27 protein-coding genes are annotated in these 26,978 nt (G+C 72.3%); 10 read left to right on the top strand and 17 right to left on the bottom strand.

Annotated elements, in window-relative coordinates; genetic code table 11:
- Positions 1-1,290: globin domain-containing protein (locus DVA86_RS32440; RefSeq protein WP_245997430.1), on the top strand; the 1,290-nt coding region annotated here is incomplete at its 5' end.
- A 202-nt stretch (positions 1,291-1,492) separates the two neighbouring features.
- Positions 1,493-2,557 (top strand): pyridoxamine 5'-phosphate oxidase family protein, encoded by a 1,065-nt coding sequence (locus DVA86_RS32435; RefSeq protein WP_425470951.1) that lies wholly within the window; start codon positions 1,493-1,495, stop codon positions 2,555-2,557.
- An 84-nt stretch (positions 2,558-2,641) separates the two neighbouring features.
- Here the strand turns inward: DVA86_RS32435 and DVA86_RS32430 are convergent, their stop codons facing one another.
- Together DVA86_RS32430 and DVA86_RS32425 are read right to left on the bottom strand one after the other, a co-directional pair.
- Positions 2,642-3,166, bottom strand: a complete 525-nt coding sequence (locus tag DVA86_RS32430) for an NUDIX domain-containing protein (RefSeq protein ID WP_208883659.1) — start codon at positions 3,164-3,166, stop codon at positions 2,642-2,644.
- Between the two features lie 139 nt (positions 3,167-3,305).
- Entirely contained in the window at positions 3,306-4,202 is an 897-nt protein-coding gene (locus DVA86_RS32425) for a LysR family transcriptional regulator (protein WP_208883657.1), read from the bottom strand.
- Positions 4,203-4,658: 456 nt separating this feature from the next.
- On the opposite strand from DVA86_RS32425, the gene DVA86_RS32420 reads away from it, so the two are divergent.
- Positions 4,659-5,615: an LLM class flavin-dependent oxidoreductase gene (locus tag DVA86_RS32420; RefSeq protein ID WP_208883656.1), complete on the top strand. Its 957-nt coding sequence runs from the start codon at positions 4,659-4,661 to the stop codon at positions 5,613-5,615.
- Positions 5,616-5,625: 10 nt separating this feature from the next.
- Positions 5,626-5,997 carry a DUF4180 domain-containing protein gene (locus DVA86_RS32415; RefSeq protein WP_208883654.1) on the top strand — a complete coding sequence of 124 codons (372 nt, stop codon included), beginning with the start codon at positions 5,626-5,628 and terminating at the stop codon, positions 5,995-5,997.
- 40 nt (positions 5,998-6,037) lie between these two features.
- On the opposite strand, the gene DVA86_RS32410 is transcribed toward DVA86_RS32415, so the two are convergent.
- Both DVA86_RS32410 and DVA86_RS32405 read right to left on the bottom strand, forming a co-directional pair.
- Positions 6,038-6,931, bottom strand: a complete 894-nt coding sequence (locus tag DVA86_RS32410; RefSeq protein WP_222623391.1) for a helix-turn-helix domain-containing protein — start codon at positions 6,929-6,931, stop codon at positions 6,038-6,040.
- Positions 6,932-7,036: 105 nt separating this feature from the next.
- The gene (locus tag DVA86_RS32405; protein ID WP_208883651.1) at positions 7,037-7,354 is read right to left on the bottom strand and encodes an antibiotic biosynthesis monooxygenase; all 318 of its coding nucleotides are present in this window, start codon (positions 7,352-7,354) and stop codon (positions 7,037-7,039) included.
- Between the two features lie 162 nt (positions 7,355-7,516).
- Between DVA86_RS32405 and DVA86_RS32400 the strand changes: the two genes are divergently transcribed.
- Positions 7,517-7,987 (top strand): GNAT family N-acetyltransferase, encoded by a 471-nt coding sequence (locus tag DVA86_RS32400; protein ID WP_208883649.1) that lies wholly within the window; start codon positions 7,517-7,519, stop codon positions 7,985-7,987.
- A 24-nt stretch (positions 7,988-8,011) separates the two neighbouring features.
- Here the strand turns inward: DVA86_RS32400 and DVA86_RS32395 are convergent, their stop codons facing one another.
- The gene (locus tag DVA86_RS32395) at positions 8,012-9,466 is read right to left on the bottom strand and encodes a VWA domain-containing protein (RefSeq protein ID WP_208883648.1); all 1,455 of its coding nucleotides are present in this window, start codon (positions 9,464-9,466) and stop codon (positions 8,012-8,014) included.
- A 107-nt stretch (positions 9,467-9,573) separates the two neighbouring features.
- Between DVA86_RS32395 and DVA86_RS32390 the strand changes: the two genes are divergently transcribed.
- On the top strand, positions 9,574-9,954 hold the full coding sequence (locus DVA86_RS32390; RefSeq protein ID WP_208883646.1) for a nuclear transport factor 2 family protein: 381 nt from the start codon (positions 9,574-9,576) through the stop codon (positions 9,952-9,954).
- 90 nt (positions 9,955-10,044) lie between these two features.
- Here the strand turns inward: DVA86_RS32390 and thiC are convergent, their stop codons facing one another.
- From thiC to DVA86_RS32350, 8 genes are all read right to left on the bottom strand, one after another.
- On the bottom strand, positions 10,045-11,844 hold the full coding sequence (thiC, locus tag DVA86_RS32385) for a phosphomethylpyrimidine synthase ThiC (RefSeq protein ID WP_208883644.1): 1,800 nt from the start codon (positions 11,842-11,844) through the stop codon (positions 10,045-10,047).
- Between the two features lie 71 nt (positions 11,845-11,915).
- On the bottom strand, positions 11,916-12,863 hold the full coding sequence (locus DVA86_RS32380; RefSeq protein ID WP_208883642.1) for a VWA domain-containing protein: 948 nt from the start codon (positions 12,861-12,863) through the stop codon (positions 11,916-11,918).
- Positions 12,864-12,868: 5 nt separating this feature from the next.
- A complete protein-coding gene (locus DVA86_RS32375; protein WP_425470950.1) occupies positions 12,869-13,906 on the bottom strand; it encodes an AAA family ATPase in 1,038 nt (345 codons plus the stop codon).
- A gap of 5 nt (positions 13,907-13,911) precedes the next feature.
- Positions 13,912-14,769, bottom strand: coding sequence for an FAD binding domain-containing protein (locus DVA86_RS32370; RefSeq protein ID WP_208883640.1), 858 nt, complete (start codon positions 14,767-14,769; stop codon positions 13,912-13,914).
- Entirely contained in the window at positions 14,766-17,240 is a 2,475-nt protein-coding gene (locus DVA86_RS32365) for a xanthine dehydrogenase family protein molybdopterin-binding subunit (RefSeq protein WP_208883638.1), read from the bottom strand. Before DVA86_RS32365 ends, DVA86_RS32370 begins: the two co-directional genes overlap by 4 nt.
- The gene (locus DVA86_RS32360) at positions 17,237-17,824 is read right to left on the bottom strand and encodes a (2Fe-2S)-binding protein (protein ID WP_208883636.1); all 588 of its coding nucleotides are present in this window, start codon (positions 17,822-17,824) and stop codon (positions 17,237-17,239) included. Before DVA86_RS32360 ends, DVA86_RS32365 begins: the two co-directional genes overlap by 4 nt.
- A 272-nt stretch (positions 17,825-18,096) precedes the next feature.
- Complete coding sequence (locus DVA86_RS32355) at positions 18,097-19,035, bottom strand: endo-beta-N-acetylglucosaminidase H (protein WP_208883634.1); 939 nt, start codon at positions 19,033-19,035, stop codon at positions 18,097-18,099.
- A gap of 203 nt (positions 19,036-19,238) precedes the next feature.
- Entirely contained in the window at positions 19,239-19,466 is a 228-nt protein-coding gene (locus DVA86_RS32350; protein WP_208883632.1) for a DUF397 domain-containing protein, read from the bottom strand.
- Positions 19,467-19,721: 255 nt separating this feature from the next.
- Here DVA86_RS32350 and DVA86_RS32345 point away from each other — a divergent pair, with 255 nt between their 5' ends.
- Entirely contained in the window at positions 19,722-19,976 is a 255-nt protein-coding gene (locus DVA86_RS32345) for a hypothetical protein (RefSeq protein WP_208883630.1), read from the top strand.
- A 30-nt stretch (positions 19,977-20,006) separates the two neighbouring features.
- On the opposite strand, the gene DVA86_RS32340 is transcribed toward DVA86_RS32345, so the two are convergent.
- The 4 genes from DVA86_RS32340 to DVA86_RS32325 form a co-directional block, all read right to left on the bottom strand.
- Positions 20,007-20,273, bottom strand: a complete 267-nt coding sequence (locus DVA86_RS32340) for a DUF397 domain-containing protein (protein ID WP_208883628.1) — start codon at positions 20,271-20,273, stop codon at positions 20,007-20,009.
- Positions 20,233-21,078 carry a helix-turn-helix domain-containing protein gene (locus tag DVA86_RS32335; RefSeq protein ID WP_208883626.1) on the bottom strand — a complete coding sequence of 282 codons (846 nt, stop codon included), beginning with the start codon at positions 21,076-21,078 and terminating at the stop codon, positions 20,233-20,235. The genes DVA86_RS32340 and DVA86_RS32335 overlap by 41 nt, the downstream gene beginning before the upstream one ends.
- 122 nt (positions 21,079-21,200) lie before the next feature.
- Positions 21,201-22,298 (bottom strand): amidinotransferase, encoded by a 1,098-nt coding sequence (locus DVA86_RS32330; protein WP_208883625.1) that lies wholly within the window; start codon positions 22,296-22,298, stop codon positions 21,201-21,203.
- A 104-nt stretch (positions 22,299-22,402) separates the two neighbouring features.
- A complete protein-coding gene (locus DVA86_RS32325; protein ID WP_208883623.1) occupies positions 22,403-23,245 on the bottom strand; it encodes a LysR family transcriptional regulator in 843 nt (280 codons plus the stop codon).
- Positions 23,246-23,318: 73 nt separating this feature from the next.
- Here DVA86_RS32325 and DVA86_RS32320 point away from each other — a divergent pair, with 73 nt between their 5' ends.
- The 3 genes from DVA86_RS32320 (at position 23,319) to DVA86_RS32310 (ending at position 26,870) form a co-directional block, all read left to right on the top strand.
- A complete protein-coding gene (locus DVA86_RS32320; RefSeq protein WP_222623390.1) occupies positions 23,319-24,446 on the top strand; it encodes an MFS transporter in 1,128 nt (375 codons plus the stop codon).
- Positions 24,447-24,537: 91 nt separating this feature from the next.
- Positions 24,538-25,380: a (Fe-S)-binding protein gene (locus DVA86_RS32315; RefSeq protein ID WP_208883621.1), complete on the top strand. Its 843-nt coding sequence runs from the start codon at positions 24,538-24,540 to the stop codon at positions 25,378-25,380.
- Entirely contained in the window at positions 25,377-26,870 is a 1,494-nt protein-coding gene (locus tag DVA86_RS32310) for a lactate utilization protein B (RefSeq protein WP_208883619.1), read from the top strand. The genes DVA86_RS32315 and DVA86_RS32310 overlap by 4 nt, the downstream gene beginning before the upstream one ends.
- Positions 26,871-26,978: the final 108 nt, after the last annotated feature.

The following is a 26,978-nucleotide window of genomic DNA, read 5'->3' as shown; positions in this document are numbered from 1 at the left end:
AAAAAAAAAAACAAAACCAACCCTAAGCTTTCAAGCCGACAGCGGTCCGCCCGTACCCCGTACGCGCCCGCCCCGCCGCCCACCCAGCCGGTGCAGCTCCGCACCCCGCTCCCCGAGTACGGCCCGGCCGACGACAGCACGCTCATCCGCCGCAATCTGGAGGAGATCGAGCCCGTCGCCGACTCCGCCACCGCGTACTTCTACGCCCTGCTCTTCGTCCAGCACCCGCAGCTGCGCGAGCTGTTCCCCGTCTCGATGGACACCCAGCGCGACCGCATCTTCCGCGCGCTGCTGACCGCCGCGCGGCTGAGCGACGACCCGGACGTGCTGACCGAGTACCTGTCCGGGCTGGGCCGCGGCCACCGCAAGTACGGGACGCAGCCCGAGCACTACCCCGCCGTCGGCGAGTGCCTGATCGCCGCGCTCACCCAGTACTGCACGCTGACCTGGAGCGACGAGTCCGAGGCGGCGTGGGTACGGGTGTACACCACCATCTCGCAGATCATGATCGACGCGGCGGCCGAGGACGAGAAGCGCGCCCCCGCCTGGTGGAACGCCGAGATCGTCGCGCACGAGATGCGCACCCCCGGCATCGCGGTGCTGACCGTGCGCCCGGACCAGCCGTACCCGTTCCGCGCGGGCCAGTACACCAGCATCGAGACGCCGTGGTGGCCGCGCGTGTGGCGGCACTACTCGTTTGCGTCGGCGCCCCGCTCCGACGGGCTGCTCAGCTTCCACGTCAAGGCCGTGCCTGCGGGCTGGGTCTCCAACGCGCTGGTGCACCGCGCCCGCCCCGGCGACACGGTGCGGCTCGGGCCGCCGAGCGGCTCGATGACCGTCGACCACAGCACCGACACCGGGCTGCTCTGCCTCGGCGGCGGCACCGGCATCGCGCCGATCAAGGCGCTCGTCGAGGATGTCGCGGAGCACGGCCGGTCCCGCCCCGTCGAGGTGTTCTACGGCGCCCGCAGCGACCACGACCTGTACGACCTGCACACCATGCTGCGGCTCGGCGACCGGCACCCGTGGCTGTCCGTACGGCCCGTCGTCTCGGACGTCCCGCTGCACGGCCCCGGCTACGGGCCCGGGCAGCCGGGCGGCTCCGCACCACTGGAGGGGCAACTGCCGGATGTGATACGGCAGTACGGGCCATGGAGCGCGTACGACGGCTACCTGTCCGGACCGCCGGGGATGATCCGCAGCGCCGTCGACGCGCTGAGAGGCGCGGGCATCCCGGCCCACCGCATACGGCACGATTCGATCGACGAACTGGTCGCCGCCGCGCAGTAGAGCGGCGGACGAGAGCACGCAGCACCCGTACAACACAACACGCGTACCGCAGCACGCAGTTCGCAGCACGCAGGGCACCGCAGTGGAGCGCACCGCATTACATCGTCGCAATCGAGTGCCGCGAGGATGACCGGACGCGAAGCGCCACGGAGCCGCGCACACGGGCGGCCCCGGCCTGGGGAAGCAGAAGGAGACAGCGCAGGTGGCAGACGCCGAGGCAGCCGAGGCACAGTACGAGCACACCAGGGTGGCCGAGACCGTGGCCCGCCCCGGCAGTGACGGTGAGCACGGGCTGCAGCAGCGGCTCGGCACCACCACGCGTGCCGACCGCTTCTACGACGAGCAGGTCCTGGACCATCTCAACGAGCGGATGCGGGAGTTCACGCACCAGCAGGAGATGTTCTTCCTCTCCACCGCCGACCGGCACGGCGAGTGCGACAGCAGCCTCCGCGCCGGGCCGCCGGGCTTCCTGCGCGTGCTCGACGAACGCACCCTCGTCTACCCCGAGTACCGGGGCAACGGCGTGCACGCCAGCCTCGGAAACATCCAGGAGAACCCCCATCTGGGCATCCTGATGGTCGACTTCATCCGCGCCCGTATCGGCCTGCACGTCAACGGCACCGCCGAACTGGTCGAGGACGAGGAGATGCGCGCGCTCTACCCCGACCTGCCGCACGACCCGATGCCCGGACGGCGCGCGCAGCTGTGGGTACGCGTCGGGGTCGAGGAGGCGTACATCCACTGCGCCAAGCACATACCCCACCTGCAGAAGGCGCCGAAGCGGCCCGCGCGCGAGTGGGGCACCGACGACTACAAGCGGAAGGGCGGCGACTTCTTCGGCGCCGCGCGGGACGCGCGCGAGCGCGGGCCCGTGGAACGGCCGCCGCGCGAGCACGACGCGGCGGCGGTGGCGGCGGAGGCCGCTGCCGCGGGGGCACCGCCCGTTCCTGCGGCACCGGCGGCACCGCCCGTTCCTGCGGTGCCTGCTCAACGTCCCGCCGAGCCCGCCGTGTCGGCCCAGCCGCAGCCGCAGTCGGAGCCGGTGGCGGGCTCGCAGCCGCTCCCGCAAGGGCTGACGGTGCCGCCCGTGCCGCCCCTTCCGCCGCTCCCGCCACTGCCGTCACTCGACGGGTCGGACGCGCCGGGCGTACCGGAGCAGGTGATGTGGCGCGAGGAGGCCGAACGCGCCCTCGCCGAGGCGGAACGGCGCGCCCGCGCGGCCCAGCAGAGCGAGCCGGCGGCCCCGTTCCAGGGGTGGTTCGGCTGACGGTCGGCCGTACGCGGCGCCGCGCGGCGCGTGGGGCCCGTGCCGCGGCGAGCCGGCCGAGGCCGGCCGCGGGTCCGGCCGAGGTCAGCCGAGGTCGGGCGCGAGCAGGGCCAGTACGCCCTCGATGTTCGCGTCCAGATACGCCCGCAGCGACGGCGGCACCACCTCCACCGAGGCGATGCCCGCACGGCTGAACGGGATGCGCACGATCTCGTACTCCCCGCTCGGTTCGTCCACTTCCGGCCCGTGCCGCCGCGAGGTGTCCATCGAGGCGAGCCGGCAGACGAAGAAGTGCTGCACCTTCACGCCGCCCCGTACGTCTCCGCCGTCCCCGTCGTCCCCGTCGTCCCCGCCGTCTCCACCGGCCGGTTCGGGCACGGTGTCGACGAACGCGGGCACGACATCCGTCACCTTCGCCCCCAGCTCCTCGTCCACCTCGCGGTGCAGCGCGTCCACGACGGTCGTGTCCACGTCCGGTTCGACGCCGCCGCCCGGCGTGATCCAGTACGGGTCGAGGCCGGGCTTGGTGCGCTTGATGACGATCATGTCGGGGCCGTCGAGGAGGATGGCGCGGGCGGTGCGCTTGACCACGGGACGCTCAGGAGCCATGGGGGAGATGTGGCCCGCGCCGGGCCCGGCGAAACACGCGGCCGCGTACGCCGCCCCCGCTACCGCCGTTCCCTGCCTGTCGGACTGCCCTGTCGGACTGCCCCGTCGGACTGCCCCGCCCCGCGTGCGTGGCGGCGCGTCACCAGTCCGTCGCGGCGCGCAGCAGGCGTTCGTGCGTGCGCGCGATGTGCGGCAGCGCGAGCGTGCCCGCCCGTACCGACAGGAAGTACGTACGCAGCGGCGGCACCGGCGGGTCCAGCAGGGCGACCAGCCGCCCGTCGACCAGGGCGGCGCACAGGTAGCGCGGCAGCACCGCGATACCGGCGCCCGCGAGCACCGACTCCAGCACGGCCCGCAGGTCGGGCACGACGACGGAGGCCGACTGCGTGACGGGGGTGTCGAAGACGGCGGTCCAGTAGCGGCTCATCAGCGGCATGCTCTCGTGCACGTCCAGAGCCGGTACGCGCGCCAGCGCCGCCGCCCCCCTCGCCCGTAACTGCGCCGCCCCGCCGCCCAGCCGGGCGGCCCAGCGGGGCGCGCCGACGAGGACCAGTTCCTCGTCGCACAGTGGTGTCGCGGCGAGCAGTTCGCCGCGCGGGCGGGCGGTGCTGAGCGCGATGTCGCAGCGGCCGGCGGCCAGGCCCGCGAGGTTCTCCTCGGTGTCCCCGAATACCGTACGCACCCCCAGCCCCTCCGCCACGAGCGGCGCCAGCGCGGGCAGCACCCGCAGCGACAGGAACTCCGGCGGCCCGGCGAGGTGCACCGTACGGCCCTCGGCCTGCTCGTCGATCCCGCTCTCCGTGATCTCCGTCAGGGCGTCGAGATGCGGGGCGACCTTGCGGGCCAGCTCCTCGCCGACGGTCGTGGGCGTGACGCCGCGCGCCTGGCGGAGGAAGAGCGGCCTGGCCAACTGCCGCTCCAGTGTCCGTATCTGCCCGGTGACGGTGGGCTGCGACAGCCCCAGCAGCGCCCCGGCCCGCGTGAACGATCCGGCCCTGTGCACCGCGAGGAACGTACGCAGGAGGTCCAGGTCCACGTCATCTCCAGGTTGCCCGGGGTGGTTCGCGGGTGCATTGCGTGGTGCTTCGCTGGCGCTGCCGAAGCGATAAATATATCGATAGGTACAAGTCGACACAGTGATTGGACACTGACTCAGGGCCAACTAGCCTTGTCACCACGGTTCTTGGCCTACGGAGCCGTGGGCGGTTCGAGGCACGAGGGGGGAGCCTCGAGCCGCCCCTCGCAGCTCAGCCCGTCCGGCGTTTGAGGACGGCCCGGAGCGGTCACCGGCCCGCCGGTGGGCCCACTTCGCGCGGCCCAGCGCAGCGCCATCGTGGCCGAGGGCCGTCCTCAATCGCCGGACGGGCTTGATTTGGCTCGGGTAGGCCGTCCGCAAAACGCCGGACGGCCTTGATGCGCGCGCCCGTTCGCCCGCAGCGGAGTGGTCGTCCGGTGCTGGCCGTGGCCCCGAGGAAGGGGGCACGGTAAAGGCATGGTGGCCATTTCCGTACAGGCGGAGCCGCGGGACGCCGCGTCGTGGAGCGTGCTCGCGCGCCGCTGCGAGGCGGCCGGGTTCGACGGGCTGCTGGTGGCCGACCACCCCGGCACCGCCGCGTCCCCGTACGTCGCGCTGGCCGCGGCCGCCGCCGTCACCGAGCGGCTCCAGCTCGGCGCGTACGTCTCGCACGCCGGCCTCCGCGAGCCGCTGCTGCTCGCGAGCGACGTCGCAACGCTCGACGTCGTATCCGGCGGCCGGGCGCGGCTGGCGCTCGGGGCCGGACACACCCCGGTGGAGTGGGAGATGCTCGGTTCGGTGCGGCCCGATGTCGCGGGCCGCGTACGGCGGTTCACCGCCGTGGCCGAGGCGTGCCGGGCGCTGCTCGCGGGGGAGGAGGTGACCGCCGACGGGCCCGAGGTGTACGCGCGGGCGGCGCGGCTGGAGGCTCCGCGGCCGGTGCGGCAGCCGGTGCCGTTCACCTTCGGCGGCGGCAACTCCGTGCTCCTGGAGTGGGCCGGGCGGCATGCCGACGTGGTGGCGCTGAGCGGCCTCGGCCGTACGCTCGCCGACGGGCACAGCCACGAAGTCCGCTGGCGCGGCGCCGACATCGACCGTCAGACGGAGCTGATCGAGCGCGGCGCGAAGGCCGCCGGCCGCGGCACGCCGCCCGCACGTGAGGCGCTCGTACAGCACGTGGAGATCACCGATGACGCCGAGGCGGCGGCCCGCCGCTTCGCCGAACGGGCGGGCTGCGCGGACGCCGACGTGCTGGCGTCGCCGTACGTCTGGCTCGGTACGGAGCGCGAGATCACCGCGGCCGTGGCGGACGCCGAACGCCGTTGGGGCATCACCGCCTACGTCGTACGCGACCAGGCCCTCGACGCGGCGGAGGCCCTCGTCCCGCTGCTGCGCGCGGAAACTCCGGCGCGTCCGCCCGGCCTCCACGGCTAGCCTGGCCGCCATGACAGCCGTCCAGACGATCCACGACGTCCCCGTCCTGGTCTGCGCCCCCGAGGGCGCGACCCTCAGCCGCGAGCAGGACGCCCTCGACCTGATCGGCGACGCCGGTTACCAGGGCGCCCAGTGGATCGCCGTCCCCGCCGCGCGCTTCGACGAGGCGTTCTTCCGGCTGGACACGCGGGTGGCGGGGGACATGATCCAGAAGTTCGCCCAGTACGGCATGGGGCTCGCCGTCCTCGGGGACATCTCCCGGCACACGGAGGGCAGTTCGGCGCTGCGGGACTTCGTACGGGAGTCCAACCGCGGGCGGCAGACGTGGTTCCTGGCCGACGTGGACGCGCTGGGGGAACGGCTCGGGCAGCACACCGCGTAGCCAGTCAGCCAGTCAGCCAGTCAGCCAGCGGGCCCGCTGGCTAGCGGGCGCCCCGCCCGTACGACTCCCGCAGCACCGCCCGTATTCGCGAGGGCGGTGACGCGACGGCGCGGCGCAGGCGGTCCGTGAAGTGGCCGTGGCTCGCGTACCCGAGGGAGGTGCCCAGCCGCGCCAGGTCGTCGGCGCCGTCGGCGAGTGCGCGCAGGGCGGCGGCCGTACGCAGCCGCTCGCGGTACGCGTGCAGGGTCATGCCGTGCACCGCGCGGAAGGCCCGCGCCAGGTGGTACGGCGAGCAGTCGGCCGCCGCGGCGGCGGCGTCGAGCAGGCGCGGTATCGGCTCGGCGTAGTGCGCGGCGAGGAACGCGGCGGCCGCGTCGGCGACCCGCCGCCGGGACGCGGGCACCGGGCCGGACGCGGGCACCGTGCCGCCGCCCCGCGCGCCGAGCTCCGCGAGATGCAGCACCGCCAACTCCCGTACGGCGTGCGGCTCACCGCGCCGCCCCTCCGCGGCGGCGCGGAACAGCACGGTCCGCCACAGGTCACGCGAGTCGAGCCGCAGCCGCTCCCCGCGCCCGTACGGCCGCAGGCCCGCTGGCACGTTCTCCGCCCACTCCGCCCATTCCGCCCACGCGTCGGCGGACAGGGCGATCACCACGCACTCGTCACCGCCTGCCGCAGGATGGCCGAAGCGGTACGGCTCGTCCGCCTCCAGCACGAGCCCGGAACCCGGCCCCAGCACATACGAGGCCCCGCGGCCGGCGCACGAGAACACCCCGTTCACCGGCAGCACGACCCGCCGCAGCGCGCCGGTCTCGGGCGGCGCGGGCGGGTGGCCGCCGTCGGCCGGGGCGCGGCAGCGCACGGAGGTCACCCGGACACCGTCCACGTCGGCCAGCGTCCGGGTCACGAGGGCTGATGCCGGACACCGGGTCACGTATGCACGCTAACCCCCGCCTCTGACATCGCGGCCCGGCCCGCGCCCCGATCGTTCCGCCCCGGCCCGCGCCCCGGTCACCCGGTCCCGGTCACGCCGCCCCGCCTACTCCTCCGCGATCACCGACTCGTAGTGCACCGACCGCTCGTCGAACCGCGCCAGCAGCGCCCTCGCCGCCTCCGGCACCACCGACCGAGCCGGGTCACCGCCCGTGAACTCGGCCACCGCCTCCATGCCGTCGAACGCCATGACCGTCACGAACTCCACCTCGCCCCCGTCCGTCCGCCGCCGCCAGCACTCCAGGCCGCGCAGCCCGGCGAGGCCGCGCGCCCGGATGCCGGGGAAGATCCGTTCGCGCAGCAGCCGCTCGTACGCGTCGGCCTGCGCCGCCGCCGTCCACCCGTGCCAGACCCGCCGTATCATCGCGCCCTCTCCTCGTAGGTGTCGGCCCGTCGGCCCCGCCTGCCCCGTCGGCCGCGCTCCGTACCGCGATGCTGCGCCCGCCCCGCCGCCCGCGCTTCCACGATCCTGCGCGCGCCGAAATTGCCGCGCACGGCGGCGTACGGGCGCCTACGGTCTGGGGGCGTGGAGATCCGTGCCGTGCCCTACGACCACCCCGACGCCGTGAAGCTGAGCGACCAGGTGCAAGCCGAGTACGTCGCCCGCTACGGCTCCGACGACATGACCCCGCTGCACCCCTCGCACTTCGCGCCGCCACAGGGGCTGTTCCTCGTCGCGTACGAGGACGGCACGCCCGTCGCCTCGGGCGGCTGGCGCGCACAGGAGGCGAACGACGAGGGGTACGAGGACGGCGACGCCGAGATCAAGCGCATGTACGTCGTCCCGGCGGCGCGCGGACGCGGCCTGGCCCGCCGCATCCTGGCGGCGCTGGAAGACAGCGCGCGGGAGGCGGGCCGCGTACGGACGGTCCTGGAGACCGGCACCCCGCTGCCGGAGGCGGTCAGCCTCTACGCCTCCAGCGGCTACGTCCCGGCGCCCAACTTCGGCCTGTACCGCGACACTCCGGAGAGCCGCTGCTTCCAGAAGCGGCTGTGACGCCCGTTCCCCGTGCTTTCAGCGCTACGTACGGAGGATCCCCGCCTGCCGCGCGGCGGTGATCCAGCTCGGGAACTCGGACAGCAGACGGTCGTAAAGCCCCTGGTCGGGAACCGTGCTGATGTCGTCCACGGCGAAGAACCCCACGTTGTCCACGCGTCGGCCCGGCAGGGTGTCGAAGCGCTCGAGCACGCCGTAGTTGGACTGCCCGAGCCCCACGAACTGCCAGAACACCGGCTCCTCCACCGCTTCGCGCAGCTCGCGCTCGATCTCCGCGTTGCGGTAGACGCCGCCGTCGGAGAAGAACAGCACGAGGGTGGGGGCGGCGGCCGGGTTCTCGCGTACGTAGGTACGGACTTCGGCGATCACCTTCTGCTCCTCGTTCTGGATGCCGACGTCCCGCATGTCGACCTGGCCGGGCTCCAGGGACTTCTTCGCCTTCTTGCGGCGGAAGAGGGCCAGCTGCCCGATCCGCACGTGCAGCCGCAGCCACTCGGGGAGTTCGCCCAGCCGCAGGTCAGGCAGGCGCGCCGGGTTCGAGGCGAACGTCCACGCCTGCATCTCCCCGTCGTCGTCCAACTGCGCGGCCACCGCCGCCATCCGCTCCACCACGTCGGCCACGACGCCCTTGGAGTAGAGCATGGACATGGACCCGGAGGCGTCGAGGACGAGGATGACGCGCGCGGTGGTGCCGGCGGCGCCGTGCTTCCGGAGGCTGACGGCCACCTGCTCCTTGCGCAGGGACAGGCGCTTGCGCATGTCCACGGGCAGCCGGTCCTCGCCCGCGGCGGCGGGCTGGGCGGGCGCGGGCGCCGCCGGTACGGGCGCGGGCGGTGCGGGCGCCGCCGGGACGGGCGCGGGCGCGGCAGGCGGTACGGGCGCGGGTGGCGCTACGGGTTCCGGTGCCGGTACGGGCGCCGCTGCCGGCGCGGCAGCCCCCTCCGGCTCCTCGTCCACGCTGATGCCGAAGTCGGTGGCCAGCCCGGCGAGCCCGGACGCGTACCCCTGCCCGACCGCGCGGAACTTCCACCGCCCCTGCCGCAGATACAGCTCACCGCCGACGAACGCGGTCTCCGTCCCGGCCTCCATGTCGAACCGCGCCAGCTCGGCGCCCGTAGCGGCGTCCAGCACCCGGAGGCTCAGACCGGGCACCTGCCCGAACGTTCCGCCGTCCGCCGACGCGCACAGCACGACCCGTTCGACGGCCGGTTCCAGCGAGGCCAGCGCCACCTCGACGGTGTCGGTGACGGCACCGCCGGCGGTCTGCTTGCCCAGGTGCGTCACGGCGTTGGAGACGTGCCGCGGCTGGTTGTAGAACACGAAGTCGCCGTCGTCCCGCACGCGCCCGGCCGCGGTGAGCAGCAGCGCGGAGGCGTCGACGTCGGGCACACCCGGTCCCTGGGACCAGACGAGCTCGACGCGCACCGCGGGCGCGTCGACGGGAAGGTTGGCACCCTTGCTGAGCGATCTGGCCGTCATGCCCACAGTCTGCCGACCCGAACGCGCATTCCCAAAGTTTTCCCCGGATACCGAGTCCGCCAGCCAGGCCCGGACCGGTTGTCAGTGGCGGCTCGTAGCATTCGCGCATGGTCCAGGTATCCGTCACGCCCGACTGCGGGAACGCCCCCAAGAAGCTGGTGCTGCGCGACTACGTGACAGCGCTGATGACCCATGACACGGACGCGGTGCTCTCGGCGGTCTCCGACGACGTCGAATGGGAGCTCGTCGGCCGGCAGACGTTCCGGGGGAGAGCGGACTTCGCCGCCGCGCTGGACACGGCTCTCGGCGACCGGGCCGCGACGCTGCGCCTGGACACGGTTCTCACGCACGGCGACGAGGGATCGGTGAGCAGCACCGTCGAGTTCGCCGACGACCGCCGGCTGCGCTGCTGCGACGTCTTCAAGTTCAGCGGCCACGGCAAGAACGCGAAGATCAGACGCATCACGTCGTACTGGATCGGGACCTGACCCACGCGAACGTCCGCGCCGGGCACAGAGGCTGAGCACGCGCGGCCGAGTGTCCCGGCATCCGCGCCGGGACACTCGGCCGCCGGCGGATCAGTCAGCGACCGGGAGGTACACGCGGCCGCCCGCGTCCGCGAACTCGCGCGACTTGGCCAGCATCCCCTCCCTGACCTCCTCCTCCGTGAGCGTTCCGCCCTCGTCGGAGCCGAACTGCTCGTTGATGTCGTGGCTGATCTTCATCGAGCAGAACTTCGGCCCGCACATCGAGCAGAAGTGCGCCGTCTTCGCGGGCTCCGCGGGCAGCGTCTCGTCGTGGAAGGCGCGGGCCGTGTCCGGGTCGAGGGCCAGGTTGAACTGGTCCTCCCAGCGGAACTCGAAGCGCGCGTCCGACAGCGCGTCGTCCCAGTCCTGTGCGCCCGGGTGGCCCTTGGCGAGGTCCGCCGCGTGGGCCGCGATCTTGTACGTGATGACGCCCGTCTTCACGTCGTCCCGGTCCGGCAGCCCCAGGTGCTCCTTGGGCGTGACGTAGCAGAGCATCGCCGTGCCCCACCAGCCGATCATCGCGGCGCCGATGCCCGAGGTGATGTGGTCGTACGCGGGGGCGATGTCCGTGGTGAGGGGGCCGAGGGTGTAGAACGGCGCCTCCTCGCAGATCTCCTGCTGGAGGTCGACGTTCTCCTTGATCTTGTGCATCGGGACGTGCCCCGGGCCCTCGATCATGGTCTGTACGTCACGGGACTTGGCGATCCGGTTGAGCTCGCCCAGCGTGCGCAGCTCCGCGAACTGCGCCTCGTCGTTGGCGTCCGCGATCGACCCCGGGCGTAGGCCGTCGCCGAGCGAGAACGTGACGTCGTACGCGCGCAGGATGTCGCACAGCTCCTCGAAGTGCGTGTAGAGGAAGCTCTCCTGATGGTGGGCCAGGCACCAGGCCGCCATGATCGAGCCGCCGCGCGAGACGATGCCGGTCTTGCGGCGCGCGGTCAGCGGTACGTAGCGCAGCAGGACGCCGGCGTGCACCGTGACGTAGTCCACGCCCTGTTCGCACTGCTCGATGACGGTGTCCTTGTAGACCTCCCAGCTGAGGTCCTCGGCCTTGCCGTCGACCTTCTCGAGCGCCTGGTACAGCGGCACCGTGCCGATGGGGACGGGGGAGTTGCGCAGCACCCACTCGCGGGTGGTGTGGATGTTGCGGCCGGTGGAGAGGTCCATGACCGTGTCGGTGCCCCAGCGGGTCGCCCAGGTCATCTTCTCGACCTCCTCCTCGATGGAGGAGGTGACGGCGGAGTTGCCGATGTTGGCGTTGACCTTCACCAGGAAGTTCTTGCCGATGATCATCGGCTCGGTCTCCGGGTGGTTGACGTTGGCGGGGAGGACGGCGCGGCCGGCGGCGATCTCGTCGCGTACGAACTCGGGCGTACGGTTCTCGCGGACCGCCACGTACTCCATCTCCGGGGTGATCTCCCCCCGCTTCGCGTACGCGAGTTGCGTGACCGCTGCGCCTTCTCCCTGCGGGCCGGTACGCGCCCGGCGCGGCTGGCGCGGACGGCCGGGGAAGACCGCGTCCAGGTTCTTCAGGCCGCCGCGCGGCGACGTGTGCTTGAGCCCGTCGTCCTCGGGCCGCAGCGCGCGGCCCGCGTACTCCTCGGTGTCGCCCCTGGCGACGATCCAGTTCTCCCGCAGCGGCGCCAGGCCGCGGCGGACGTCGGTGTCGATGTGCGGATCGGTGTACGGGCCGGACGTGTCGTACAGCGTCACGTCCTTGCCGTTGGTGAGGTGCACGCGGCGGACGGGCACCCGGATGTCCGGGCGCGATCCGCTCACGTAGCCTTTGTGCCAGCCCGGCTTGCGCGGTTCTGATCCGTTTTCAGGCGTGCGTGCATCCTGCATGGCCATGAGACCCACTCCCTACGCCGGCATTACCCGGTAACAGGTTCGGCGGTCGACGCAGCAACTTCAGCGCCCTCTCAGCCCCGTGCTCGGAGCTCCCGCGATGTGCAAATCGGGCACCACGGTACGGCACAGGTGTGGTGCTGGCCAGAGGTCCTGGACGGGGTTGGGATGATCCTGTTCCTTATACCCATCTGCACCTCCTTATCCACATCTGGATGTAGGGCGGGGTGGTTGCCGTGTCCTTGTACAAAACATATCCGATGTACTGCTGTGGCCACGACCACGGACCAGGCGTATACAGGCCCGAACCCGCCCCGCCCGTGCGAGGCCGCGTGCGCGAAGCGCAGCAGCGCGTCGGCGTACGGCGTCATCGACCCGCTGACGTCCAGCAGCAGCACCACCCGGCGCGGCTTGTGCGCCGGTGCCCGGCGCCGGAGCCGTACCAACTCGCCGCCGCCCCGCAGCAGTTCGCGCACCGTACGGCGCGGGTCGACGGCGCCGCGCCGGGCGGGCAGGCGGCGCGGCGTACGGCGCTGTTCGCCGGGGAGCGCGAAGGCGTTCAGCAGGCGGTGCAGGGCGGCGCGTTCGGCGGCGGTCAGTTCGGCGATGTCGCGGTGCCGCAGTACCTCGGTGCTGCTCGCCAGCGCGGCCTGCGGCGGGCCCGTTTCGGCGTCCTCCGTGCCGGGTGGCGCCGCCGGTTCGGGTCCGGCGGCGATCCGCAGCGTACGGGGCGCGGGCGCGGGTCGCGGCGTACGGTGCCGGGGCCGCGGCCCGGGGGCGAAGTACGCGTCGAAGACCCGGTCGTAGCGCTCCAGGTCGTCTGCGTCGCCGCACAGGGTGAGCCGCCCCGCCCAGTACAGGTCCTGCCGCCGCGCCGGGTCGAGCACGTCGAGGGCGTCCAGGAAGGTCTGTACGCGGTCCGGGCCCGCGTCCACTCCGGCGGCGCGCAGCGCGCGGGCGAAGCCGACGAGCACGGTCACGGCATCGGCCGGCTCCGCCCGTACGTGGGAGACGGCAGGCACGGCGCTCACGCTCCCCGTACGTCCAGGAGCGCGGACAGGTCCAGCGCCCGTACGCGCTCCGCGTCCTCGCGGTACTTCAGCACCGAGCCGAGCGTCACCGTGGCCAGCTCCGCGTCCAGCGCGGTCGCGCCCAGCGCGTCCAGGGCCTCGGCCCAGTCCAGCGTCTCCGCGACGCCGGGCGGCTTCAGCAGGTCCTCGTCGCGCAGGCGCTGCACGACGGCGGTGACCTGGGTGGCCAGCCGCTCGCTCACCTGCGGCCTGCGGCGCCGTACGATCGCCAGCTCGCGCGCGAAGTCCGGGTGGTCGAACCAGTGGTAGAGGCAGCGGCGCTTCAGCGCGTCGTGCACCTCGCGGGTGCGGTTGGAGGTGAGCACGACCACGGGCGGCGTCTCGGCGCGGAGGGTGCCCAGTTCGGGGATGGTCACCGCGTGCTCGGACAGCAGCTCCAGCAGGAATGCCTCGAACTCGTCGTCCGCCCGGTCCACTTCGTCCACCAGCAGCACGGACGGCTGCGTCTCCAGCGCGCGCAGCAGCGGGCGGGCGATCAGGAAGCGGCGGCCGTACAGCTCGTTCTCCAGCTGCTCCGCGTCGGTGACCCCGGCGGCCTCGGCGGCGCGCAGGTGGAGCAGCTGGCGGGGGAAGTCCCAGTCGTAGAGGGCCTGGGAGGCGTCGATGCCCTCGTAGCACTGGAGCCGGATGAGCGGTGCGTCGAGCACCTCGGCGAGGGCGGCGGCGAGCGCGGTCTTGCCGACGCCCGCGTCGCCCTCGCAGAAGACGGGGCGGTGCAGGGTGAGGGCGAGGTAGCAGGCGGTGGCGAGGCCGTCGTCCACCAGATAGCCGGTCTCCTCCAGGCGTTCGCGCAGCGCCTGCGGGCCGCCGGCCGCCGCGCGCGCGGCGGCGCTCGTACGGTCACCGCCCGCGCCCACCGCCGTACGCGCGCCCGGACCCGCCGCCGTACGCGCGCCCGCGCCCGCTCCCGTACGCGCCCCCGCCTCGCCGTCGCCCGGCATCGCCTCCTCCGGCACCGCCTCGCCTTCGTTCACCGCGGTCAGGGCGTCCCGGCCGCGGCCAGTACGGCCCGGCGGGTGAGCACCCGCGCGAGGTGCGTGCGGTACTCCGCCGACGCCGACACGTCCGACGTGGGCCGCGCACCCTCCGCCGCCGAAGCGGTCGCCCGCCCGACGGCGCCCGGTACGGCCTCCGCACCGGCCAGCGCCGCTTCCGCCGCCTCCGCCCGCAGCGGGGTCGGGCCCATGTTGGTCAGCCCGATACGGGCCTCCGCGATGTGCCCGTCCTCCCTGCGCACGGCGGCGGACACACCGACGACCGCCCACGCCTGCGCGGACAGCTGGAACTTCTCGTAGTGCGTGCCCCAGCCCTCCAGCTTCGGCACCCGCACCTCCACCAGGAGTTCGTCGGGTTCCAGCGCGGTCTGGAGGTAGTCGCTGAAGAAGTCGCGCGCCGGGATCGTACGGCGTCCGCGCGGCCCCGCCGCCGTCAGTTCGCCGTCGAGCGCCAGCACGACGGCGGGCAGGTCGCCCGCCGGGTCGGCGTGTGCCAGGGACCCGCCGAGGGTCCCCCGGTGGCGTACGGCGGGGTCGGCGACCGTACGGGTGGCCTGCGCGAGCAGGGCGGCGTGACGCCGCACGAGCGGGTCGTGCACCACGTCGTGGTGGGTGGTCATGGCGCCGATGACGAGCGCGTTGCCGTCCTCGCGTACGCCGCGCAGTTCGGGCAGTCGGCCCGCGTCCACGACGAGTTCGGGGAAGGCGAGCCGCAGCCGCAGCATCGGGAGCAGGCTCTGGCCCCCGGCCAGCACCTTCGCCTCGTCGCCGGCGTCGGCCAGTGCGCGGACCGCCTCGTCGACGGTGCCGGGTCGTACGTAGTCGAACGCGGCCGGGATCATGCCGCACCGCCCTTCGCCGAGCCTGTCGTCTGTGCCGTGCCAGCCGTGTCAGCCGTGTCTGCTCCGGAACCGGCCGCCTGTGCTGAGCCCGCTGCCTGTGCCTCCCGTACTGCCCGCCACACCCGTTCCGGTGTGCAGGGCATCCGTACCTCCGTGACGCCCAGCGGCCGGAGCGCGTCCACGATCGCGTTGACCACGGCGGGTGTGGAGGCGATGGTGCCCGCCTCCCCGACGCCCTTGACGCCCAGCGGGTTCGAGGTGGCGGGGGTCTCGGTGCGGTCGGTGACGAAGTCCGGCAGGTCGGGCGCGGACGGCACCAGGTAGTCGGCGAGGGTGCCGGAGACGGGGTTGCCGTCGGCGTCGTACACGGCCTCCTCGTACAGCGCCTGCGCGATGCCCTGCGCCAGCCCGCCGTGCACCTGGCCCTCGACGATCACCGGGTTGATGACCTTGCCGACGTCGTCCACGCACACGTACGACCGGATGCTCACCCGCCCCGTCTCGGTGTCGACCTCGACGGCGCACAGGTGGGTGCCGTGCGGGTACGAGAAGTTCTCCGGGTCGATGACGTGCTCGGCGTTGATCGTCGGCTCCATGCCGTCCGGCAGGTCGTGCGACGAGAACGTCTCGAACGCCACCTCCTGGATCGTCTTCCGCGCCTCCGGCGAGCCCCGCACCGTGAACGCGCCGCCCGCGAACTCCAGGTCCTCCTCGCTCGCTTCAAGCAGATGCGCGGCGACCCTGCGGGCCTTCTCCACCACCTTGCCCGCCGCGTGGTGCACCGCGACGCCGCCCACCACGAGCGAACGCGAGCCGTACGTGTCCATGCCCTGCGGCGCGACCTTCGTGTCGCCGTGCAGCACCTCGACGTCCTCGAACGGCACGCCCAGCACGTCCGCCGCGATCTGGCTCCAGGACGTCACGTGGCCCTGGCCGTGCGGGCTGGTGCCGGTGATGACCTCGACCTTGCCGGTCGGCAGCATGCGGATGGTGGCGGCCTCCCAGCCGCCCGCCGCGTACCGCAGGTCGCGCAGCACCCGGCTGGGCGCCAGGCCGCACATCTCGGTGTACGTGGAGACGCCGATGCCGAGCCGTACGGGATCGCCCGACTCGTGCCGGGCCTGCTGCTCGTCGCGCAGGTCGTCGTAGCCGAAGAGGCCGAGCGCCTTCTCGGTGGCCGACTCGTAGTCGCCGCTGTCGTACGTGAGCCCCGCGATGCTCGTGTACGGGAACTCCTCGCGCCGGATCCAGTTCCGGCGGCGCAGCTCCACGGGGTCGATGCGCAGCTCGGCGGCCAGCTCATCCATGACGCGCTCGATGGCGAACGTCGCCTCGGGGCGGCCCGCGCCGCGGTACGCGTCCGTCGGCGTCTTGGTGGTGAACACGCCGGTGCACTCGAAGGAGTAGGCGTCCATCTTGTAGATCGCCGGGAACATGAAGGCCCCCAGGATCGGGATGCCGGGCGTGACGAGCATCAGATACGCGCCCATGTCCGCGAGCAGGTCGACCTTGAGGCCGAGCAGCTTGCCGTCACGGTCGGCCGCGATCTCGATGTCCTGGATCTGCCCGCGGCCGTGGTGGGTGGCCTGCGCGCCCTCGGAGCGGGTCTCGGTCCACTTGACGGGGCGGCCCAGCCGCTTGGCGACGACCAGCGCGAGCGCCTCCTCCCCGTACACCTGGAGCTTGCTGCCGAAGCCGCCGCCCACGTCGGGGGCGACGACGCGCAGCTTCTGCTCGGGGATGCCGGTGATCATGGCGAGCATCGTCTTGAGGATGTGCGGGATCTGCGTCGCCGAGTACACCGTGTACTCGCCGGCCGCCGCCAGCGGCGTGACGACCACCGCGCGCGGCTCCATCGCGGAGGGGATCAGCCGCTGGTGGTGGAAGCGGCGGCGTACGACGACGTCGGCGCGTGCCTTCGCCGCGTCCCAGTCGCCGTTGGCCAGCGGCCAGGTGTAGCAGCGGTTGGTGCCCTTGTCGGAGTGGACGAGGGGGGCGCCGTCGGCGAGCGCGTCCTCCAGGTCGAGTACGGGTGACAGCGGCGTGTAGTCCACGTCCACCGCCTCCAGCGCGTCCGCCGCGGCGTACCGGTCGCGGGCGACGACGACGGCGACCGGGTCGCCCACGTACCGCACCTCGTCCACGGCGAGCGGCGGGTGGTCGGGCAGCACGATGTCCTCGGTGACCGGCCAGGCGCACGGCAGCGAACCCAGCTCGTCGGCGAGGTCGCGACCGCTGAACGCGGCGATCACCCCTGGCCGTTCGAGTGCGGGCGACACGTCGACGCGGTCGATACGGGCGTGCGCCATCGGGCTGCGCAACAGCGCGAGGTGGAGCATGCCGGGCATGGCGATGTTGTCGGTCCAGTTGGTCTGGCCGGTGACCAGGCGGGCGTCCTCGCGGCGCGCGCGGGAGCGGCCGACCTCGTGTGTGTCGCGTGCGTCGCCGGGTGCCATCTCCTCGGTGGTCATACGGACGCCTCCTGCCCGCTCGGCGCGGCGCTGCCGGACGCCGGTGCGCCCGGCGGGCCACCGTCCGGTGAGCCTTCCGGTGAGCCCGCGGCCTTGCCGGGCTCCGGCGCGCCCGCCTGCCGCTCCATCTCGGCGGAGGCGGCGAGCACGGCGCGCACGATGTTCTGGTAGCCGGTGCAGCGGCAGAGGTTGCCCTCCAGCCCCTCCCTGACCTCGTCCGGGGTGGGGTGCGCGTTCTCCCGCAGCAGGTCGCGGGCGGCCATGATCATGCCGGGGGTGCAGTACCCGCACTGGAGCGCGTGCTGCTGGTGGAACGCCTTCTGCAGCGGGTGCCACTCCTCGCCGTCGGCCAGCCCCTGGACGGTGGTGACGTCCCCGCCGTCGGCCTGGACGGTGAGCACGGAGCAGCTCTTGACGCTCTCCCCGTCGACGTCGACCGTGCACGCCCCGCAGTTCCCGGTGTCGCACCCGACGGGCGTACCGGTCACCCCCAGCCGGTCCCGCAGGTAGTGCACGAGGAGCAGCCGCGGCTCCACCTCGTCCTCGTACGTCGTGCCGTCCACCGTGATCGAGACGCGTGTCATGAGCCCTCCCTGGGCCGTACGAGGTGTACGCGGCATGCGAGAGAACGCCGGGGCGCAGGGGTACGCCTCGGATTCATGTGATATCCGCCACTTTAGGTCTCAGGGAGGGGAGACGCGACCGTTCGTACGGCACATGTGCGAACCCGCGGCGGCGGCCCTCGTCAGCGGGTCGCGCGCCGCATCGGCCGACCGCGCGTCCGACAGGTGGGAGCGGACCAGGACGTCCATCCGCTCCTCGCCCTGCCGGACGCCGGTGACAGGCGGCAGCGGCGCTACGGCTTGTAGACGGCGTCGCTGCCGTACAGCTCCTTCGTGAAGCTCGACACGTCGTCCTGCCGGTTCGAGCCGTCCAGGTTGTAGGTGAGGAACACGCCGTAGCCCTCGCTCTTGGTGCGCTGGGCGAGCTCCGTCACCGTGCCCGTGTCCGTGGCGCCGATGTGGACGGCCGCCGGGGACAGCTGCGACTTGGGCAGCGAGATGCCGGGAACGGCCCACGTGCCGTAGTACGGGTTCCAGGAGTAGTCGAACTTCGTGGACAGGTCCACGCCGTCGTACGACAGCCGGTCCGCCGACGGGCCGATGTCGTACAGCGAGATGAGCTCGTCCGGCATGTTGTCGCGCAGCGCGGTGACCAGGTGGACGAACGAGCTGTCGTTGGGCTGGCCGGTGCCGTTCTCCCCGTACGCGGCGTACTCGTCGTCGAAGTCGATGCCGTCCAGGCCGTACCTCTCGACGGCATCGGACAGCTCCTTGGCGAACGCCGAAGCCGCCTCTTTGGAGGGGAAGTTGGCGAAGCCCGCGCCCTGGTGGTTGCCCAGGACCGACAGCATCACCTTGATGCCCTGGTCCTGCAGCGGCCGGATCTGGTTGGCCGCGTCGTCGAGGACCTTCTGCACGTTCTCGTTGAAGTGCAGGTACGCGGACTGCTTCGCGGTGTCGTAGTTGATGTTGGCGGCGAAGATGATCGCGACGTCGAACACGTTGCTGCCGTCACCGGCCAGCGTGTACTTGCCGACGTTCAGCATGCTGTGGTTGTTCACCTCGACGTACGCCACCGTGGTCGGCCCTTCCTTCCTGGGCGCCGCCTCGGGGTCCTCTGCGGGCGTGGCCGCCGGGCTGTCGGCCGCCGCGGCACCCGCCGCGACCGCCGCCGCGGCCGGGACGGCGAGCATGGCCGTCAGGGCTCTGCGTCGGCTGATGGTAAAAGCCATGAACGTGCTCCTGTCGGTGGGGGGTGCGTTGAACGCGCAAGAGACGCTAGCGCTATGCAGTTTGCACGAAGGCCGCCGCCGGCGGGCGCTGTTCGGTGCGGTGCGGTGCGGTGCGGCAGGGCTCCCGTTCTGCCGCCTTCCGTTCGCGTACGCGCCGCACCGGCGGCGGGTGTTGCGGGTACGTGGGTCTGTGCCGGGGCTGTTCACTCACCCCGGGCGAAGAGGCGTGGGGCCTCCTGCATGAACTGGCTGATCTCCTCTTCCGTGAACCGCAGCGCGGGCAGGTCGGGCCGCTTGCTGTCGCGGAGGGCCCAGCCGCCGTTGCTCAGTGCGGCCACCTCCACACAGATCTCCGTCTGGCTGGCACACGGCCTGACCCAGGTTGCTCCGGTCAGGTCCTCGCCGTACAGGTCTCCGTACAGATCCTTCATGGTGGTGCCTTTCCGTGTTGCTTCGCAGAGTCCGGGATCGCGTCCGGCTGGTCATGCCGGTCCCGGTGCCCGTGCGTTGGCACGTGGCTTGTGCCCACTCTGAGAAGATTCGGAGCGGCGGGGTTCCGTTCCGGACACGAAATCCCCTCCGCCGGGGTCGAGTTGTGCGTGAACTCACACGTACTTCACGACCGGAAGGACGCGGAAACCCCCGTCGGTACCTCCATCGTGGCCCCGGGTGGCAGACTCGAAACGATGGGTGACTTCGGGCCGGGGCGCGACCGCTGGGGCGGCGGGGCCGTCGAGCGGCGCTTCATGCGCGCCATCCGCTGGGTGGCGGTCGGCTGGTTCACGTACCCGTGGGTCGCCATCGACCTGAGCGGAGCGGGATGGAGCGACGGCCGCGTGGTCCTCGGCTCGCTGACGGCGGGCGTGGCCGTGGCGACGGCCGTCGAACTGGGGCTGAACGCCCGCGCCAAGCGGAAAGACGTGGCCCGCCACGCGCGCTGAGTGCGTACGGCGGGCCACCACGTACGGCTGTCAGGCAGCCGTCTCCCGTACGAAGGCGGCGAACGCCTCGATGGAGACGGTGAGGTGCGGGCCGCCGGGGTTCTTGGAGTCGCGGATGGCGACGGCGGCGGACAGCTCGGCGATCTCTACGCAGTCCCCGTTGTCATTGGTGCTGTAGCTGGACTTGCGCCAGGCGGCGGCGCCGAGCGTGGCGCACTCGACGCACGCGCCGTTGTCGTTCGTGCTGTAACTCGACTTACGCCAACGGGAATTGGCCTGTCTCGGGATGTGGGTCATAGCGTTCCTCCAGCACGCGGGCGATCAGCCGAGCCGAGTCCTCGATGGAGAGGGCGGCGGCCCGCAGCAGATCGTATCGGAGCGATACGTCTGCAAATTCCTCCGGATTGGCCGTGGGTTGAGCACCGTAGCCATCGCTGTAGAGGATGCCTGGCTGGTCCTTGAAGGAATAGAGACGAAAGCCGCCATCCACTCCCGTGTGCGCTCCCACTTCCCACGGAAGCACCTGGATCTGTACGTGCCGGGTGTCCACATAGCTCAACAGGCGGGTCAGTTGCTCGTGCATGACCTCAGCGCCGCCGATCTCCTGGTGCAGCACCGCCTCGCTGAGCACCAGCCAGTACATCGGGGGCTCTTCACTGGTCAGCACTTGCTGCCGCGCCATCCACGCCTCGATCCGCGTGTCCAGATTCTCGCGGTCCAGAACTCCGAGCACCGCCCGCGCGTACGCCTGCGTCTGGAGCAGCCCGTGCACCAGTTGCGGCTGGAACGCGTAGATCCCCGTCGCGGACGACTCCAGCTCGGCGATCTGCCGGTGCTTGTACGGCAACCGGCTCCGTTTCAGCAGGGGCCACATGCGCATCAGCGCGCCCTCCGCCCCCAGGGCATCGTCGGCGCGGCGGATGAAGTCCTCGGTCGGGTGCCTGACAGCCGTCTCGATCTGGCTGATGAGGGCCCCTGTGCAGTAGAGCTGCGCGCCGAGCTGATCGCACGTGAGCGATGCCGCGTTGCGCCTGAGCCGCAGCTCGGCGCCGAAGTAGTGGAGGGGCGAGGCCCCGGAGTCGAGTCGCTTGATGTTGGCCACGGGGCCCCCTGAGAAACGGGTAACGGGCAACGCGCGGCACAGCGCCCGCAGTTGCCTCTGACGACATCACCCAGGGTATGCGAACCGTTACAGTTCCGGGAGGGAATCCTGGTCAGATCCCATCAGTCGAAGTACGACTCCAGCGTGCCGCGCCGCCGCAGGTCGACGGTCGCGCAGTGGAACGAGCCGCCGAACGGCGCGTAGTGCAGGAGATCGCACGGGATCGGCTCGAAGCCCCAGCGTTCGAGGGCGCGCAGCATCCCCGTGTGGTGCCGCTCCGCGATCACGCGCTTCTCGTCGAGCATGAGGACGTTCATGCTCAGCCATTTCCCGCACATGGAAGTGAGCTTGAGCAGGCGCTCGTCGATCGGATTCGGCTCGGGGGCGGTCAGGATGTCCCACGAGCGGAGTACGTCGGGCAGCCGGTCGGGGTCGACGTACTCGGGATTGATCAGCACCTTGCCCGGCGCGAGCAGGACGAACGTCGTGTCGATGTGCATGGGGCGGCGGCAACTGCTCTCGATCTCGTGGATGCGGTAGCCGGGGCCGAGGTGGCGGCGCAGCCAGTCGATGCCCATGCCGTTGGTGACGTTGCTGCGCGTGACGAACAGGTCCCGGCCCGCGCGCGTGAAGTCGGCCGCGTCGAATACGGGCTCGAACTCGGTGAGGATGTGGCGCATCGACTCGCCGGGCTCGGGGACACGGAATTCCTCGTCGAAGAGTTCGTCGGTGAGCTGCGGTTTCGGGGCAGCGGTCCAGCGGGCTCCGCGCCGGAAGCAGTCCTTGAGGATCTCGCGGTAGGAGTGCGTCTCGAAGTAGCGGCAGGGCCACGCCATGGGCGTCTCGATGATCTCGTCGCCGACGACGAGGAGGCTGTCGCGCGGGCAGGTGTTGCAGAAGCCGCGGGAGGACCAGTCGGGGGTGGCGTAGCGGCGGCTGTGGTCGACCGCGTCCGGGCGCCGTACGGTGACGCCGAGGGACTCCAGGAGGGCGATGAACCCGTCCAGCTCCTCCTGCGCCCGCTCGATCATCACCCGCGGGTACTGGAAGCCGCCCGCCAGCCCTTGCAGGCGCGCCGCCCAGGGCGGGATGTTGCAGGCGACGACGGGGTGGTCGGAGGGGATCGTGGCGCCTTCTAGGCGCCCGACGATGATCTCCTCCAGCGGGTCCCACTCGTTGTGTGAACTGACCGGCGAAACAGGGAGCTCTGCTGCCACCATGCGCACCGCTCTCGCTCGCAGACGTACCGGATCGATAGGCGATCAATTCCGGCCATTTTACCCGGGAAGGCCGTGACGGCATCGCGTTGAACCAGCCGGGGAGCTCAGATCATGCGCCGCAGGGCGGTCTCCACGGCGTCGATCAGCGGATCGCCTTCGCTCCGCGGGTGGCGCGCGAGAGCGAACTCGACGTCCGGCAGTGCGGGGAGCGCGTCCGGGTCGTGGCAGGCCATGGCCGGTTCGATGTTCGTGGGGAGGAGCGCCGCGACGCCGAGTCCGGCCCGTACGGCGGCGAGGACACCGACCAGGCTGTTGCTTTCGAAGGCCACCCGCCAGGGCCGCCCGGCCCGTTCCATCGCCTCCAGCACCGACGTACGCCACGCGCACGCGTCCGAGAACAGCACCACCGGGAGCGGATCGGCGGTCACGTCGACGCCTTTGCCGAGCGCCCAGACCAGCGGGCGGCGTACGGTCCAGCGCGGCGTACCGGGGACGTACGGCGCCTCGTCGAGCACGAGCTGGACGCGGCCCGCGTCGTACGCCTCCCGCATCTCGGCGTTGGAGCAGCTGAGCACCTCCAGGGTCGCGCCGGGATGCAGCAGGGCGAGATCGGCGAGGGCCTGCGGCAGCTGGGACGCGGCGAGGTCTTCGAGCAGGCCGACGCCGCAGCGGCCGGTGAGCACGCGACCGGTCGCGGAGAGGGCCTGTGCGGAGAGGGAGAGGATGCGTTCGGCGTACGGCAGCAGCTCCTCCCCCGCACGGGTGAGCGAGACGCCGGCCGGCGACCGGTACAGCAGCGGACGGCCGACGGCGCTCTCCAGCTTGCGCACCTGCTGGCTCAGCGCGGGCTGGGTCTGTCCGAGCGTGGCCGCGGCACGGCTGATGCTGCCCGCCCGTACGACGGTGACGAAGGACCGCAGGAGCGCGGTCTCGAGATCCCTGGCCATAACAGTCGATTATGCCAGCCCCAGCAAATTAACCACTACCTATGGGTGCGCGGGCTGCTCTAGCGTCACGCGGGTGACCAGCTACCTGACCGGATACCGACAGGTCCTCGCCCTGCCGGGGATGGCATCGCTGCTGGGCGTCTCGATGCTCGCCCGTACCGCGATCACGGCCGACGTGATGGCGCTGACGATGTACGTCGTCCTGGGCCTGGACATGAGCTACGCGGCGGCCGGAGGCGTCGCGGCGGCGCTGACCGCCGGACTGGCCCTGGGCGGGCCGCTGCTGGGCCGTCTGATCGACCGGCGGGGCCTCCGTACGGTGCTGCTGGGGACCGTCGCCGTACAGGTCGTGTTCTGGCTGAGCGTGCCGGTCCTGCCGTACGGGACGCTGCTGGGCGCCGCCTTCGCGGCGGGCCTGCTGATGGTGCCCGCCCAGCCGGTGACCCGGCAGGCGATCGCCGCGATGACGACGGCGGGGCAGCGGCGTGCCGCGTTCGCGCTGGAGTCGGTGCAGGGCGAACTGTCGTACATGGTGGGCCCGGCGGTGGTGATCCTGGGCGCCGCGAAGATGTCCCCGGACGTGGTGGCGTGGGGCGTGGGCGCCGCAATCGTGGTCGGCGGGGTCGGGATCGCCGTGCTCAACCCGCCGCTGCGGGGCGAGGACGAGGCGGCCGCGGGGGCCACCGTACGGCCGCCGCGCCGGAGTTGGCTGGGCCACCGCATGATCGCCGTACTGGCGATGGGGTTCGGTACGACGACGCTGCTCAGCGGCGTGGACCTCGCGATCGTCGCCACGCTGGAAGAGGCGGGTCAGGTGTCCTGGGCGGCCGTCGTCGTCGCCGTGTTCGGCGTGACCTCCGTGGCGGGCGGGCTGATGTACGGGGTGCTGCCGCGGCCGTTCCCCACGTGGCTGCTGCTCGGCCTGCTCGGGCTGGTGACCGTGCCGGCGGGACTGGCCCACGACTGGCCCTGGCTGTGCGTGGCCGTCATCGGCACGGGGCTGCTCACCGCGCCGACGCTGTCGGCGGTGGCCGACGCGGTGAGCAGGCTGGCACCGGCGAGCGTGCGGGGCGAGGCCACCGGGCTCCAGTCCTCGGCGCAGAGCGCGGGGTTCGCGCTCGGGTCGCCGATGGTGGGGGTGGCGATCGACGCGTCCGTACCCTGGCCCTTATACACATTTGACGGCGCCGGCGAAGGCTGAGGTTGAAGACTCGGGTGTCGCCGCACGATTACGAAAAGAAACGAGCTGTAGAGGACCCGCCACCCGTCCCGAACGCCCGCCCGGAGGGCACATGCGCGTCGCGCTCTTCATCACCTGCTTCAACGACACGCTCTTCCCCGGCACCGGCCGGGCCGTGGTGACGCTGCTCGAACGGCTCGGCTGCCAGGTCGAGTTCCCGCCCGACCAGACCTGCTGCGGGCAGATGCACTTCAACACCGGCTACCAGCGCGAGTGCGTGCCCCTCGTCCGCCGCTTCACCGACGTCTTCGCCGGCTACGACGCCGTGGTGAGCCCCTCCGGCTCGTGCTCGGCGATGGTCCGCGACCACCACGCCCGGGTCGCCGAGGTCGCCGGGGACGACGGGCTGGCGGCGGCCGTACGGGAGCTGCCGCGGGTGTACGAGCTGTCCGAGTTCCTCGTGGACGTGCTCCGGGTGACCGATGTCGGGGCGTACTTCCCGCACCGCGTCACGTACCACCCGACCTGCCACTCGCTGCGCATGCTGCGCGTCGGCGACAAGCCGCTGAGCCTCCTGCGCGCGGTGCGCGGCCTCGAACTGGCCGAACTGCCCGCCGCCGACCAGTGCTGCGGCTTCGGCGGCACGTTCGCGCTCAAGAACGCGGACACCTCGATGGCGATGTGCGCCGACAAGGTGCGGCACGTGCGGGACACCGGCGCCGAAGTGCTGTGCGCGGGCGACAACTCCTGTCTGATGCACATCGGCGGCATGCTGTCCCGGCTGCGTACGGGCGTCCGTACGCTCCACCTGGCCGAGATCCTCGCCGCGACCGAGGAGGCACCACTGAAACTCCAGCCGGGTCCGCAGCCGGGTCTGCAGCCGGGTCCGCAGCCGGGTCCGCATCCGCGACCGCATCCGCGGGCGCCCGAGCGCCGGGAGGCGAAGCCCGCATGAGCGCCCGCACACGCGGTACGGGGAGCACCACCGACCTCGGCATGCCCGCCTTCCCCGCCGCCGCCCGCACCGCCCTCGGCGACAGCCAGCTGCGCCGCAACCTCGCCCACGCCACCGGCACCATCCGCGGCAAACGGGCCGCGGTGGTCGGCGAGGTGGACGACTGGGAGGAGCTGCGCGAGGCCGGCCGCGCCCTCAAGGCACGCACGCTGCGCCACCTCGACCACTACCTCACGCTCGTGGAGGAGCGCGTCACCGCCGCCGGCGGCCAGGTGCACTGGGCGCGGGACGGCGTGGAGGCGGGCCGTATCGTCACCGGGCTCGTACGGGGCACCGGCGCGCGGGAGGTCGTCAAGGTCAAGTCGATGGCCACGCAGGAGATCGGGCTGAACGAGACCCTCGCCGAGGCGGGCATCGCCGCGTACGAGACCGACCTCGCCGAGCTCATCGTGCAGCTCGGCGACGACCAGCCCTCGCACATCCTCGTCCCCGCCATCCACCGCAACCGCGCCGAGATCCGGGAGATCTTCGCGCGCGAGATGGGCGCGTACGGCACCCCCGCCCCCGACGATCTGACCGACGACCCGCGCCGGCTGGCGGAGGCGGCCAGGCTGCACCTGCGGGAGAAGTTCCTGCGCCCGAAGGTCGGCATCTCGGGCGCCAACTTCCTGGTGGCGGAGACGGGTACGGCCGTCGTCGTCGAGTCGGAGGGCAACGGGCGGATGTGCCTGAGCCTGCCCGAGACGCTGATCTCCGTCGTCGGCATCGAGAAGGTGGTGCCCAGCTGGCAGGACCTCGAGGTGTTCCTGCAGCTGCTGCCGCGCTCGTCGACCGGCGAGCGCATGAACCCGTACACCTCCACCTGGACCGGCACCGCCAGCGGCGACGGCCCTTCCGCCTTCCACCTGGTGCTGCTCGACGGCGGACGCACCGACACGCTCGCCGACACGGTCGGGCGGCAGGCGCTCAACTGCATCCGCTGCTCCGCCTGCCTCAACGTCTGCCCGGTGTACGAGCGCGTCGGCGGGCACGCGTACGGCTCCGTCTACCCCGGCCCGATCGGCGCCATCCTGAGCCCGCAACTGCGCGGCACGGGCTCGGAAGTGGACCGTTCGCTGCCATTCGCCTCGACGCTGTGCGGGGCGTGTTACGAGGTGTGCCCCGTCAAGATCGACATTCCGGAGGTGCTGGTGCATCTGCGTGCCCGAGTGGTGGACGAGTCCCGCGGCGGCGGCGCGGGGCGGGGCGGCGGGCGGCGCCGCGTACCGAAACCGGAACAGGTCGCGATGGCCGCCGCCCGCTGGGTGCTCTCCGACCCGGCGCGGCTCGCCGCCGCCCAGCGCACCGGCTCGGCCGCCGGACGGCTGCTGGCGCGCAACGGGCGCATCGGCCGGCTGCCGGGCCCGCTCAGCGCGTGGAGCGACGCGCGGGACGCGCCGGCTCCGGCGGCGGAGAGCTTCCGCTCCTGGTGGCGGAGGACACGCAGGTGAGCGGGCAGGAAGCGGCGGGTACGCCGGCGGGCGACGCTTCCGGGGGGCCGTCCGGAGGCGGTCCGGGTGGTTCAGGCGGTCCAGGCGGTCCAGGCGGCCCGGGGGGTG

The organism is Streptomyces armeniacus (genome assembly GCF_003355155.1).
Classification (GTDB): Bacteria; Actinomycetota; Actinomycetes; order Streptomycetales; family Streptomycetaceae; genus Streptomyces; species Streptomyces armeniacus.
The sequence above is the reverse complement of the archived record's forward strand: the minus strand, read 5'-3'. Positions and strand labels throughout refer to the sequence as shown.

Bases quoted from the DNA above. Each gene is read 5' to 3' on its own strand.
- DVA86_RS32430 (WP_208883659.1), bottom strand. From the start codon at position 3,166: ATGGCTCCTGAGCGTCCCGTGGTCAAGCGCACCGCCCGCGCCATCCTC.
- DVA86_RS32420 (WP_208883656.1), top strand. From the start codon at position 4,659: ATGGTGGCCATTTCCGTACAGGCGGAGCCGCGGGACGCCGCGTCGTGG.
- DVA86_RS32415 (WP_208883654.1), top strand. From the start codon at position 5,626: ATGACAGCCGTCCAGACGATCCACGACGTCCCCGTCCTGGTCTGCGCC.
- DVA86_RS32405 (WP_208883651.1), bottom strand. From the start codon at position 7,354: ATGATACGGCGGGTCTGGCACGGGTGGACGGCGGCGGCGCAGGCCGAC.
- DVA86_RS32395 (WP_208883648.1), bottom strand. From the start codon at position 9,466: ATGACGGCCAGATCGCTCAGCAAGGGTGCCAACCTTCCCGTCGACGCG.
- DVA86_RS32390 (WP_208883646.1), top strand. From the start codon at position 9,574: ATGGTCCAGGTATCCGTCACGCCCGACTGCGGGAACGCCCCCAAGAAG.
- thiC (WP_208883644.1), bottom strand. From the start codon at position 11,844: ATGGCCATGCAGGATGCACGCACGCCTGAAAACGGATCAGAACCGCGC.
- DVA86_RS32370 (WP_208883640.1), bottom strand. From the start codon at position 14,769: ATGATCCCGGCCGCGTTCGACTACGTACGACCCGGCACCGTCGACGAG.
- DVA86_RS32365 (WP_208883638.1), bottom strand. From the start codon at position 17,240: ATGACCACCGAGGAGATGGCACCCGGCGACGCACGCGACACACACGAG.
- DVA86_RS32360 (WP_208883636.1), bottom strand. From the start codon at position 17,824: ATGACACGCGTCTCGATCACGGTGGACGGCACGACGTACGAGGACGAG.
- DVA86_RS32355 (WP_208883634.1), bottom strand. From the start codon at position 19,035: ATGGCTTTTACCATCAGCCGACGCAGAGCCCTGACGGCCATGCTCGCC.
- DVA86_RS32350 (WP_208883632.1), bottom strand. From the start codon at position 19,466: ATGAAGGATCTGTACGGAGACCTGTACGGCGAGGACCTGACCGGAGCA.
- DVA86_RS32345 (WP_208883630.1), top strand. From the start codon at position 19,722: ATGGGTGACTTCGGGCCGGGGCGCGACCGCTGGGGCGGCGGGGCCGTC.
- DVA86_RS32340 (WP_208883628.1), bottom strand. From the start codon at position 20,273: ATGACCCACATCCCGAGACAGGCCAATTCCCGTTGGCGTAAGTCGAGT.
- DVA86_RS32330 (WP_208883625.1), bottom strand. From the start codon at position 22,298: ATGGTGGCAGCAGAGCTCCCTGTTTCGCCGGTCAGTTCACACAACGAG.
- DVA86_RS32325 (WP_208883623.1), bottom strand. From the start codon at position 23,245: ATGGCCAGGGATCTCGAGACCGCGCTCCTGCGGTCCTTCGTCACCGTC.
- DVA86_RS32315 (WP_208883621.1), top strand. From the start codon at position 24,538: ATGCGCGTCGCGCTCTTCATCACCTGCTTCAACGACACGCTCTTCCCC.
- DVA86_RS32310 (WP_208883619.1), top strand. From the start codon at position 25,377: ATGAGCGCCCGCACACGCGGTACGGGGAGCACCACCGACCTCGGCATG.